8 protein-coding genes are annotated in these 12,386 nt (G+C 58.3%); 1 reads left to right on the forward strand and 7 read right to left on the reverse strand.

Translation table 11 applies throughout. The annotated features are described in order from the left end of the window. Positions 1–134: 134 nt before the first annotated feature. Both ACTEK7_RS36160 and ACTEK7_RS36165 read right to left on the reverse strand, forming a co-directional pair. Positions 135–881 carry a class II aldolase/adducin family protein gene (locus ACTEK7_RS36160; RefSeq protein ID WP_225131218.1) on the reverse strand — a complete coding sequence of 249 codons (747 nt, stop codon included), beginning with the start codon at positions 879–881 and terminating at the stop codon, positions 135–137. Positions 882–1,424: 543 nt separating this feature from the next. Then, positions 1,425–2,396 (reverse strand): D-2-hydroxyacid dehydrogenase, encoded by a 972-nt coding sequence (locus ACTEK7_RS36165; protein ID WP_225131219.1) that lies wholly within the window; start codon positions 2,394–2,396, stop codon positions 1,425–1,427. A gap of 727 nt (positions 2,397–3,123) precedes the next feature. Between ACTEK7_RS36165 and ACTEK7_RS36170 the strand changes: the two genes are divergently transcribed. Beyond that, entirely contained in the window at positions 3,124–3,684 is a 561-nt protein-coding gene (locus ACTEK7_RS36170; protein ID WP_225131220.1) for a cupin domain-containing protein, read from the forward strand. A gap of 189 nt (positions 3,685–3,873) precedes the next feature. On the opposite strand, the gene ACTEK7_RS36175 is transcribed toward ACTEK7_RS36170, so the two are convergent. From ACTEK7_RS36175 to ACTEK7_RS36195, 5 genes are all read right to left on the reverse strand, one after another. After that, positions 3,874–5,124 (reverse strand): serine hydrolase domain-containing protein, encoded by a 1,251-nt coding sequence (locus ACTEK7_RS36175; protein ID WP_225131221.1) that lies wholly within the window; start codon positions 5,122–5,124, stop codon positions 3,874–3,876. Positions 5,125–5,201: 77 nt separating this feature from the next. Continuing rightward, on the reverse strand, positions 5,202–6,350 hold the full coding sequence (locus ACTEK7_RS36180) for a RidA family protein (protein WP_225131222.1): 1,149 nt from the start codon (positions 6,348–6,350) through the stop codon (positions 5,202–5,204). 1,600 nt (positions 6,351–7,950) lie between these two features. After that, positions 7,951–8,658, reverse strand: coding sequence for an aspartate/glutamate racemase family protein (locus ACTEK7_RS36185; protein WP_225131223.1), 708 nt, complete (start codon positions 8,656–8,658; stop codon positions 7,951–7,953). 712 nt (positions 8,659–9,370) lie between these two features. Beyond that, the gene (locus tag ACTEK7_RS36190; protein WP_225131224.1) at positions 9,371–10,528 is read right to left on the reverse strand and encodes a M24 family metallopeptidase; all 1,158 of its coding nucleotides are present in this window, start codon (positions 10,526–10,528) and stop codon (positions 9,371–9,373) included. 231 nt (positions 10,529–10,759) lie between these two features. Continuing rightward, the gene (locus tag ACTEK7_RS36195; RefSeq protein ID WP_225131225.1) at positions 10,760–11,854 is read right to left on the reverse strand and encodes a DUF2817 domain-containing protein; all 1,095 of its coding nucleotides are present in this window, start codon (positions 11,852–11,854) and stop codon (positions 10,760–10,762) included. Between the last annotated feature and the right edge of the window lie 532 nt (positions 11,855–12,386).

Consider the following 12,386-nt stretch of genomic DNA (forward strand, 5'->3'; position numbering starts at 1 on the left):
TCAACTGTAAATCGAAGTCACGGTCGCACCCGTTGAGGCCGCACCACCGCGGAAGCACCGACCAAACGACCAAGAATATTCCGCGGTGCAACGTACACTACTCTCTGTGCTTCAGGCGCGCACGTGCCGGACCATTAGGTCCCGTACCCAGGGCTGATACGATCGAGGCGTCGTTTGAGTGCTGCCCACGTGCGGGAGGCAAAGGTCGGACTCTCGCGATAGCGATTGCTCTGCTCCATCGTGTGCGCGACGACTTCATCGGGCGGCAAGGAAACTTTTTGTCCGCCCTGTGTAGCTGCGATCTGGATGCGGCAGGATTGGTCCAAGTAGTACATATTAAAGAACGCTTCAGCCACGCTACGCCCAACCGTGAGCAAGCCATGATGCTTGAGGATCATTGCGTCCTTGTCGCCGAGATCACGCGCCAGCCGTTCACGCTCCTCCAGGTCATCCGCAATGCCTTCAAAGTCGTGATAGGCAACACGGCCAAAGAGCTCCATCGATATTTGGTTCAACGGCAGCAGCCCTTGGTCCTGCGCTGCCACGGCCATGCCGGCCAGGGTATGTGTGTGCATGACACACTGGGCATTATGGCGATTCATGTGCACGGCTGAATGGATGGTGAATCCTGCGCTATTGATCTCGGACACCTCCGCCTTCTCGACGGCGTGTCCTTCGGGGTCGACGACCACGAGGCTCGAGGCGGTGATTTCATCGAACATCATGCCATACGGATTGAGCAGGAAACGATGTTCCTTGCCAGGCAGACGCGCCGATAAATGAGTGAAGATCAGGTCGTCCATGCCAAAATGGGCTATCAAACGGTAAGCCGCAGCCAGATCGCAGCGGATCTCCCATTCCCGAGTATCAACGGTACGCATGTCTCGTCCTCCCTAATGTCCATCCATTGTGCGCTGCCCCCTAACCCGCTTGGCACGCTTCGGCGAAGGTGGCAGCGCGCAGCAACGTAGCATCGTCGCCTCGCGCGGCGACCAGTTGTAATTCGATAGGCAGGTCCGCAGGACGCCGGCCCACTGGCAGAGTTAGGCAAGGCAAGCGCAGCATCGTCCAAGCTCCGTTGAAGCGGGCGTCGACGGTGTTGCCCAAACCTTCTGGCGCTTTGCCAGCCGCGGCAGGTACCAGGAATACATCGTAATCCCCGAACAGAGTGACTCACGCCAATCGAGCATCATGAGCGCGCGCAAGGCCTTTTTTCGTAGGCGTCCAGTGTCGCGCGCTGCTCATAGTTCTCAAACAAAGAAGCGTGTAAGGGTCTGACTCGTGAGTTGGCGTTGCGCAACTGACGAGCGGCTGCAAGCGCCGTCAATTCCTTCATGAAGGATGTCCGTTGCCAGGCACCCGTGCCGATAACTGAGTGTAGATCAGAACCACGTCATGACAGCCTCAAAGCACAAGCGCGCCGATCAGTAGCCACGCTTCAGGTCGACTACGTTACGCAACGGCTTTCTGTCGAGGAAACGCTGCAGGTTGTCGTTGAAGATCTCCAATGCGCGAGCGTTGTAGTCGCTCAGCCAACCGGCAACATGGGGAGTGACGATGACGTTCGGCATCGTCCATAGAGGACTGTCCACCGGAAGTGGTTCCCGCTCGAATACGTCGAGGAGAGCTCCGGCGATCGTGCCCCCCTGAAGCGCCTCGACGAGCTCGTTTTCCGCAATCACCGAACCGCGAGCGATATTGATCAGAAACGCCGTGCGGCGCATGAGCTGCAGCTCCTTGCGACCGATAAGCCTGGTGGTTTCCGAAACGTGTGGAACAGCAAGGACGACGAAGTCGGAGAGCCCCAGGACCTCGGCGAGCCCCTCCGGCGGGAAAAGCGTGTCGATGCCTGAAACCGGCTGGGTCACATCACGCTTCGAGCCGATCACAGTCATGCCCGCACTCTTGGCTCGGCGAGCGATGGCTGTACCGATCGATCCGAGCCCGACAACACCAAGCGTCCGTTCCGCGAGCGGTGCGATCGATCGTGGACGCCATTCCTTGCGAGATTGCTCCCGCATGAACCGCGGGAAGTCCCAGTGCATCATGGTCATGCCCGCCATGACAAAGTCCGCGATGACTTCGCCGTGCATACCGCGGACATTGGTGACGACGAGGTCGCCGACGCGGTCGCGGATCGATAAGACTGAGTCAACGCCCGCGCTGGCGCATTGGAACCAGCGCAGCCGCCGCGCTTTGTCAAAGATCTCGGCAGGAAAACTGTGGGCGAGGAGAACATCTGCCTCCGCCACGTGCTGATCAAGCGACGCCTGATCTTTCGCGATCAACACGCGAACATGGGAAAAACGCTTGTGAATCGAGGCCGCATAATCATCACCGGCAAAGGCATAGAGGAGGACTGTGACGACATTTTCAGCCGCAGACGTTGATGACATTGTAGTTGGACCTTGATCAAATTTCTTGGATTAAACCCGCGGCATTGCAGGAGCAACAACTGAACCCCGGCATTGTGGCGCCCCATAAACACTATCAGCCACGAGAGTGTGCGGATCGCGTCACGCCACATTGCGCGACAGGACTATCATGGCCACTGTCCTTGAATAGACGTTTTCTTTGATATCGTAAGTCATTGAATATCATTGCTGGTGTTTTCTAAATCGAACACCGCACTCGACAGCGCACGGCCCCGAAGCCGCGCTGATGTTGGTGCCCTGCAACGGGATTGCCAATTTTCGGCCCGACGGATCTCCGATTAGCCTCGGGCGTCGGATCCTGGGCCCCTGGCTACCTCCCGCAAACCGTCCTCATCCTTTACCGCCCTCCTGGTGGGCGGCCGATGGTGTGGGCCAGCCGACACATCGTGATGGCCACGTCATCGATGGCTCGTCGATATCGATTAAGCGCTATGATAAGAGTCTGAAGTTTGCCGCCAGCGTAAGCGGCGTCGTTCGGCCTCAACTGAAGACAGATTCCAGACTATCGGCGCGAGGGAAAACGCCACAATCGATCGGTCAGACGCACAATTACGGCGATTATGGCCCAATGTTGGGGAATTCAGCCTCAAAGCGTGGCTAGAGTTGGCTCATGACGTGCGCGGCGGCAGCCGCCGTTGAAGATGTCGGATGAAGCGCGCCGGAGAGCAAAGCGTTGGAGGGGCCGCCGATGACCGACGGCGCAAATGAAAACATCGGGGCTCGGCTGCGTCACGTCAGGCTGCGCAACGGCCTTTCACAGCGTGCGCTGGCAAGGCGGGCCGGAGTAGTCAACTCAACCATATCTTTGATCGAATCAGGGCAGACAAATCCGTCCGTGGGCGCCTTGAAGCGTATCTTGGAAGCCATTCCGATCAGTTTGGCACAATTTTTTTCGCAACCGGACGAGAGAAGGGAACAGATCTTTTTTAAGAAGAATGACCTGACCGAGATCGGCAAGGGCGGAGTCTCCCTTCTCCAGGTTGGCAGCACCATGGTTGGTCGATCAGTCCAGATTCTGCAGGAGACGTACAAGCCTGGCTCCGACACAGGGAAAGTGTGCCTTACTCATGATGGTGAAGAAGGCGGAATTGTCATTAGTGGACGTTTGGAGGTCACAGTTGACGATCAAAGGCGCGTGCTATGCCCTGGCGACGCTTACTACTTCTCCAGCCGCCGACCACACCGGTTTAGGTGTATCGGCAAAGAAATATGTGAAGTAGTGAGTGCGTGCGCGCCGCCAACGGTCTAGTGAACGAGAGCTGATCAGGCAAGAGTTGATAACGCGCCGTACTGAAGGGGGGTGCGCAAGAGATTTCTAAGGTGTGAGTTTGCTTCGAAACGTGAAGATAGCATCGAGGCGCGGACGACATGTGGATCGCTTCATTGCGATCTTGCGATCCACCAGATTTGGCGAAATAGAAACGGCGCATCTTTGCAGCTATGTGCGCAGTAACCGCCCCAATGCCAGCATCTGAGGCAAAGTGATCGGGTCATTGGCGATACTCGATGCCACCGGGTGTGACGCGAATCGCGCGACCACCATCTCCGCCTTCGGCGCGACATAGAGGCGCTGGCCGTGGATGCCCTTGGCTTCGAAGGCGTCCAGCTCATTGTGGCTCACCCACCACATGCTCCGATACGAATAGCCTGGTAACCACGCGTAGTGGAATTTGTCCGGGTCATCGCCCTTTCGCACCTCGTGCACGACGGAGGCGGGAATGAGCTGCTTTCCGTGCCAGTCGCCTTCGCGACGCATGAGCTCGCCAAAGCGCGCGAGGTCGCGCAGGGTCGCGTTCAGCCCGCCGCCGACCAGCGGCGTGCCAACCGGGTCGACAAGGACGTAGCCATCCTCCTCGCAGCCCAGTGGCGCCCACAGGCGCTCGTGCAGCAGCTGTGCGAACGAGCGGCCGGTCACGCGCGCCATCACCCAAGCCATTACGTCCGTGTTGACGGTCTTATACGCGAACTCGTGGCCGTGTGCCCCCTCCTTCTTCATGGTGCGCAGGTAGTCGCATAATGTCCGCGGCCCGTCGTAACCGACCGGCCGTGGTCGCCCACCACAGGCGCGCGAATACGCCCGAACGCCGGAGCGCTCGTCGTCGTAGATCTCGGTGTATGCCAGACCAGTCTGCATATCCATCACCTGACGCAGCGTGGCATCACCCCAAGCAGTCCCCCGGAGCTCCGGTAGGTAATGTGGGATTGCCTTCCCATCATCGAGCACGCCCTCGTGGACGAGCGCGGCGGCGAGGGTACCAGCGTACGACTTCGTGACCGAGAAGCACGCATGCGCCAACTGTGGCTCGAGCGCCCCGAAGTAGCGCTCATACACAATGCGCCCGCGATGCAGCACCACGATGCCGTCGCAGTAGGTGTCGAACAGCGCCTCGTCGAAGCGGCGGGTGCGGCCGTCCTTATCGGCGAAGGTCAGCGCCTCAATGTTCGCGGCCTTGTCGCTGCGATCGAGCGGCGACGGCCCGCCCCGCCCGCGCCACACGTTGACACTCGCCGCAAGCTCGCGCCTATGCGACAGCGACCAACGGATCTGCGGGAAATCGAAAAACGTGCCGCTCTCGAATGTGATGCACTTGTCTGCTGGCGGCGGCGCACCGCGCATCCAGCAGAGTTCGCGCGGATCGGACGCGCGGCCATCGAGAAAGCGTTTTCCGTCGAATTCGAGAAAGCTCATCGACTACGTCCCTTCCAAAGCGTTTCGAGAAGGACACCCAATTCGAGTTCTCTCATAATCTCTCCCCCATTTGCAGATCAAAGTGCCGTCAACCTTGAGCGACGCCCCAAATCTCCACGGTAGTCTTGGGATTGTGCATCATTGGCTTCAGCACGAGCCGTCATAGGTGGAAGCGCTCCGCCCACGCAATCCGCGAGGGTCTTGGCGAAGGCAATCGTCTCGGTGAAGTAGCAGACCATGAGCTTCAGGTCCGCGAGTGACCGGCCGAACGCCCGCAGGAGGTTCTGGATATAACTCATGGTGACGCGGGTCTGCGGCATGAGCTGCCCCTCCATGACGGAGTGCCCCTTATTGCAGTAAGGCTCCGAGGGCACTTGGCCACCAAGCCACACGGTATTTCGCAACCGGATAGCTTGACGGCAAGGTGTGGGGTAGGTCCAGTCCCAAACGCGTGCGGGCCAATGGTCCTCGCGCGGGATGTATTTGTCGCAGCCGTTGCGCAGCTCGCGCATGGCCAGGACCTCGACCTTGGTCAAGGCGCCCTTTGGATTGAGCCGGTGGCAGGGGACCACGGTCCCGGCGGGACCCGGCTCGCGAAAATGACTCGCCCGCGCCTTGGAAAGCGGCGCCCATTGCTCGCGTGTGTTGCCGAAGTAGTAACCCTCCAGTTTGACGCAATCCTGAAAGGAGGCGCCGAGTGCGGCCAGTGTCTCCGCGTGTTTCTCTATGATGAAGTGGCTCTGAGCCACGCCGTCATCTGGCTGTCCCACCACGCCGTCTACATCCTCGGCTGCGCGGTTCGCAACGGCAATGAACTCGCCCGCGCAAGCCCCCAGGGACCGCTCGCTCACCGAATAGCGCTTGCCTCTGAGGCGGTACGGGGCGCGGGAGCGCTCGGACTTCGGGATGCGTCCGCCAGCCGCGCTGGGCAATAGCTTGAATTTGTATAGTTTGGCCGGAGAAGGGCTGCAAGGGCTCCGGGATCGTACTGATCGCTGGCATGGGTCCGCCTTAAAGAAACGGGCCAGCGCCGCAATCACCTCCCAATCGTCGCGTTCGGCGGTGTAGTGCGCCTTTAGCCGCACCACGTCGTCGAACGTGCAGGCTTCGCTAGCAAGTGCCTCTGCCAAGTTCGCCATCGTGCCTTCGATCTGCTTGTCGAAGTCATCCGGATTGCGAATCCGTCCCGCCGCGTCAAAATCACCTGCGCCGCCAACGAAACTCAATGCGCCTGCGCTACCCGACAAACAGTGGGTATGCGCAATTGGCAGAGTCCAGATGAGAGGCGCTCTCGTTACCATATATCTGCAACCGGTTTCGCCTGCGACGTTGACGCTTTGGCGAATTAGCTCGCCGTAGTAACAGCAGGTTACCTTCGTCCTCAACGTTGAAAAGACGTTTTCTTTAGCCTAGCAACTCGTTGAAAACTCAAGGTAGCGTTTCATAAATCGAACATCGCACTCGTTCACAAGCTTTGGCCTATCCGAAGATTGACGTGCCAGAATCCTCGACGGTCGTGGACTAACGGTCAGCCGATTTCGGCTAACCGTGACAAATCCTGAACATGGGAGTTCACTGTCATTGTTGCCCAAAGCTCTTGGCGGAAGTCTTCGGCTGAGGTCAGCGCTTGCCGTCTAAATCAGCAAACCAGAGCGGGATGAGGGTAGGTTGAAGGTTTTGGAATCCGAATCGGCTTTTCTGAATAATCGTGCTGGTGGGAAGAAGGCGAGCATGGTGGGCAAGCCTTTCCTCTGCATCTTCGCAAGCCTGTCGTGACCGCAATCGAGGGCGGGATGTCCCGCATTAGGCCGCCAAGCATCGGAACTGCGAACAGAACAGCAATCAGCTGGATCATTTAGTCGAGGAGACCGGCAGCGTCGCGCCGGGCCAGACGGACGGTCACAAGCCGAAGGCAAATTTGGGGAGACAACGGTCTAGCTGTCACAACGGATTAAGGACGTCGACACACCGAACGCGAGCTCGTTCGCGATCTTGCCGAACGCACCTGAACGCTACCACCTCTAGTTGCGGGCCTTCGCGCATGCTCAGGAGCCCAACGTCAGCGGCGTGGTGGCAAACGAACGCGAGCGCTTCCGCAGTCGCGTGGAGACGAGCTTAATAGACGAAGTATTGAGGTTGATCCTCGCCAAAACTCCGCGCAGTCGCTGAATGAACATGACTACGCGCCCGCGCTGATCGGAAGCCAACTCCGCAGCTTGCGATATTCGGCAATTGCCGCCTCTACGCGCCGGAGCCCCTCCGCACTGTCCGCTAAAGCGCAATACTCATCCTCATGCTCGGAATTTGGAGCACTGGCCTGGAAAAGTCGATAAAGTTCCGACTGGATTCTCAGTCCTCGCAATCGACCGTGATCCCAGGCAAACCCGTAGCAGTTGAAGCGCACGGCTCACGTGGCCCCTTCGTGAAGCTACCCTCGCAAGAACAACAGCGGTGTCGCCGACCCATTGGTAACCCTCTGGACCGTGCGCGCCGAAAACTACGACCAAAACCTATCAAGAATTGCTGCCTAGCTTCCAAATAGCAATCAGAAAAGTCGGTCCAGCCGTCTGCTTCGCAATGCAAACTCAGCGCCGCCCTATTTCACCTAATGGCTCAGTCAGGCGGCGACCGATCGTGAATGATCGGACCCGACGCACACGAGCGTTCCCCTCTAGTATTGGCAGATACAAGACCGGCGCTGCTAGCAAGCAGAAGGCCAGCGCAACGGGCCTACGACGCTCCCTATCCGGATGGCAGCCCGCTCAACTCGATTGGGCCGCCAGTGATGGCGCGGATTGCGGACTCAGCAACGTGACGCAAAGTCCCTTACAGGACGGAGGCCAACGTCATTCGGCAAAGGGTCGTAATATCGTAGACAGGCAGACCCGTTATCCGGCGGACCGCCGGCGCCGTCAGTGGCATTCCCGTGCACTCGAACAAAAATACCGCAATATCAGGATGTGAGTCCCGGAGTTGAGTGGTGCAGGCGACGACATCCCTTTCGATTTCCGCGATATCGGTCCGCGGCGGCGGTCGCATATTCTCATTTCGCACGAGTGAGCTGTTTTCGATTCCCCCTATGACCACCCTCGCCCGCGCAGCCGGGTCGTCGATCCCGAGCATGTCCTCGCTTAAGTGCTTCGGCTGAGCGACGACAACCGCGAGCTTAGCGGCGGCCGGCAATTGGCGGAGTAGAGCCGGCAGGAGCAGTAGGCTCGACGTAACGACCGGTACGTCCACCGCCGCGGCCACAGCCGCTTGATGTCGGATGAAGTAGCCACAGTTGGAGCTTATTGCAACAGCGCCCCTCTCGACTAAGCGCTTCGCCGCCGCCACGCAGGCAGGCTCCAGCTCTGGCGCGCCAGGAATAACGATATCAGCCCATGCACCAATAACTGTTTCTGAAATGATGGGAAGATCGAAAGTAGCTGAACTCATTAAGGAGCCGCGTAGCGGCGCTGGCGTGTTGGCATCGGTCGTCATTCCCCGTTCCAAATTCAGAATTCCGAGAGAGCGCGGGATTTGCAATGCCATTTATGACTCCGCTAACTTTATGACAGATGATTGCTTGAGCTTAGCGCGATCCTAAGCTGAAATCCCGCAATTTGTTCAGCTTCGCGCAGCAATTCCATGCTCGAACAATGGAAGTACATACTTTTCGCACGATTAGATCTGTTGCGGGAGCTCAGAGATCACCACGTTCGATGGTTGGACCGGATCGCTCAGCTGGCGATTCCGCGAAGCTGGCGGCGGAATGACCGCATAGCGGGGGCGATCGTTTTCAAGTCCCATCAATGCACCGACGCTCGGCGGCCGCGCGTGTTCTATTCGAGCAGGAGTGCGCCGACCAGAAGCGGGATGGCATTTGCCGAGCACCGCCACCTACGCTCAATCACGCCGCTCACGCGTTTGCGAGAAACGCAGCGAACTTGAACAATATTTGGCGCAGTGGATCGGCAATGCAGCATCATCGCGTTTCGCCGCATCGGCGTAGCGGAATCAACCTACGAGCACGACCGGTCCAGCTCGACAGGTTTCCACACCGAGACTGAGGGCCTCGAGTTGAAGCACCCATCTAGCGCACGCCTGGCTACGATTGCGCCGGGCATGCGCGTCTGCTTCGAGGGAGCACTACTAGCGACTGGCTAGTCCATCAGAGAAGAAGGCGGGAAGCATGGGGCTGCCCGCCGGTTGGTACCGCCGAGATGCTATACAGTCGCGGCGCTGACGGCTGCGTGCCAAGGTATTATGCGCGATACAGCGTATGTGGCGTACGGCTAAGCACCTCCGCGCCGCGTCCCGTTACCAATACGGTCTCGCTACAACCAATCATATAACCGTCCTCTCCAAGGAGAATCATTGGCATGTGAACGGTCATGTTGGCCTGAAGGATCTCGGTTGCGCCGGGCTCCAAGCTGATGTTGCCGCGTTCATTCCAGGGGGCGCCGGTTTGGTAACCCACCCGATGATTGAGCGCTTGCGGTCGACCAGAACGCTCGATCACTTTGCGCGCGGCGGTGTCCACTTCGCCAGCTGTCACGCCTGGCTTGATTACGGCGATCGCGGCTTCAAGTGCCTCTTCCGCCAACGCATGCAAGCGTTCCGACTCAGGGTGTCGGCCGAGTACAGCGCCGCGGACCAGTGCTCCGGCGTATCCTTGTTTTACACCGCCGAGTTCTACCATTGCAGGTTCGTTGTTACCCATTGGATGGCGTGTAAGCCTAGTATGTGGCAATTTCGTCCGCTCACCGAACCCGATTGAGACCAGCCTCACGTCCTCACCACCGGCTTTTCTGACTTCGCTCTGGATGGCTACGGCCATCTCCGTTTCGGTGATGCCTTCCCTAAGCGACTGCTGAAATGCACGCACCGCCACATCGGTCATAGTCATCGCATCGCGCATTGCACTGATTTCGAGGTCGCTTTTCACGGCCATCACCGACGGGACCAGACAAGAAGCATCGACGACGTTCATGTTCGGAAGGCGCGCCTGAAGTGCACTTACATCTGCAGGTGCAAGATTCCAACAGCCCAGTTCGAACCCGATTCTCTTGCCTGCCAGGCCCAGCTGGCGGAGAACATCGGCGCACACTCTGGCGAAGTCAGGCTGCTCCGTGTAACCAACAATCTCGTCGATACAGCTTTCGGCACGTACGCCATTGAGCTCGAACTCGCGCACGACATATGTTGGCGCTCTTCCTGGCACGAAGATCAGCGGAAACGGCATGAAGTACGCGCCCATCCCATCGTATCCGCTAAGATACTTGAGATGGCCGTGGGCAGTGACCACGAGCGCGTCAAGCTCAGCTCTGGCCACCGCTTCAAGCACATTCTTCTGCCGCCGCTCATACTCTGATTTCTGAAACGGGGCATTGGTGAAAGGAATTGCTTTAAGTGCGGTCATGGATCGTTCCTTTTAGTAACCACAGACGTTCATTCTAAGCTTGCGCTAGTCCGTCAACCACTCAACATCCGCCCCTTGCCTCGTAGTTCGGCATAGCGAAGCCATCGGATGGCCACTCCAGGAGTCTTTGCCAATCGCATGCTCGCTGAGGTCCAGCGATAGAAGTGAGCCGTCAGGGTCGGATGGGCACTTGACGCGAGACATCACTGGACTTGGCTTTTCGGCAAACAGCTAGTGTCCAGATGTACACCCCTCAAGTGCCTGTCGATGCACCAAGTGCGCTCTCCAAAGAACCATCTCGTTCCAATCCGGTTTTTGGGGATAAAAGTATTGCTTGGTGGCCCTCCGTATCTGCCGCCCGAGTTCCGAATCAATCGCGTCCGGTCTGTATCTGAACAGCCAGTGTTCATCACGCAGTATCGTCGAACCAGTGTAGGTTCCATATTCGAGGGCAACGTAGGTGTGACGATCGCCCAAAATCCGCTGCCAGTATTCGTCTTGCGTGCCGTGCAAGTTGACCGAGGAGGACGTTCCTAGATCGGGCAAGGTTACTGAGGGCCCGAAGATTTTTGCTGCTCGCTCGTACCCCCTTAACCCGGACGGTTGCTCGCATTGCAACTCCCCGTAGCCATAAGGACCGAGCCCGGTATGGTAATCGATGATGATGACATTATCGCGGGCTGCCACGTCAAAGTCGGCTACTATTTTCTCGAGGGTTCGTCGCGCTTCGGTAGGCTCGCTTCCGCCGTAAAACAGGCCACCGGGCCTGGTGTACTGACCACGCGACCTCGCTGAACGGTAAACCTCTTCCCCATGCAACTTGCGATATTCGGCTATCACAGCTTCAGCGCGCCGGAGCCCCTCCTCTGTTCTGTCCGCAGGAACGCAGTACTGATCCAACTCCTCATACTCGGGATTTGCAGGCGCCGGTTTTGAAAAGTCAATAAAGTTACGATTGAGGTCGCATCCCTCTGCAGTAGACCTGCGATCCCAGGCAAAGCCGTAGCAGTTCAGCGCATGGACGAAGAGCACAGCCGTCGAGGGCGGAAGCTCCTCGTGCAACTTTGCCTGCAAAAACAGCAGCTGCGCTGCCGAGCCATGGTAACCCTCTGGACCGTGCGTGCCGGAGACCAGGACCAAGAGCTTCTTTGCATCTGAGGGGCCGAAATATGCCGCATCGGTAAAGAGAGCCTCGCGAGATGGTCCCTTTGCACTGCACTGATACGCCTTCGACTTCGGTGCCGCTGACAAAAATTTCTGCCTGGCCTCCAGATAGGTGTCAGAGAAATTGACCGCAGCAATTTGCTTCACAACGTCAAAGTTCACGCCGCCTTACCTCCACAGTCAATTCGTCCGATGGGGACGAATTGTCCAAACTTACCGTGACCTATCCTGATTGACCGGGACGCGACCCACAGGGCCACCGCGGCGCAATTTCAAATCGGCGCATCGATCAGGTTGTCTACCCTTTAGTAAAGGCTATCGGGTCTCCAAGCCGAATTTCTGCAATGTAAAGCCTTATATTCCAGAAATTCTGCGGCCTACCGGGGACACGAAGCCTTTTCTACTCTAGGCGCTCTAAACAGACCAGACTGCGCTGAACCGGCCCGGGTTTGCCGGAGGCTCCACCTCCTGAGAGATGGAGCCATGACAAGCAGGACGACGAACAAGTTCTCACCCGAGGTCCGGGCCCGACGGGTCCGGATGGTTTTGGATCACGCCAGCGAGCATCCTGTCACTGGGCGGTGAATACTCCCCAAATATGGGCATCGAAAATTCCCTAGCTGGCATCCCAGCCTGAAGGGGCCGCGGCGCGGAGGCCCCACATACCGGAGCGCTGCGGCCCCTTCAGGCTTTC

The organism is Bradyrhizobium sp. JHI2711, from assembly GCF_056156565.1.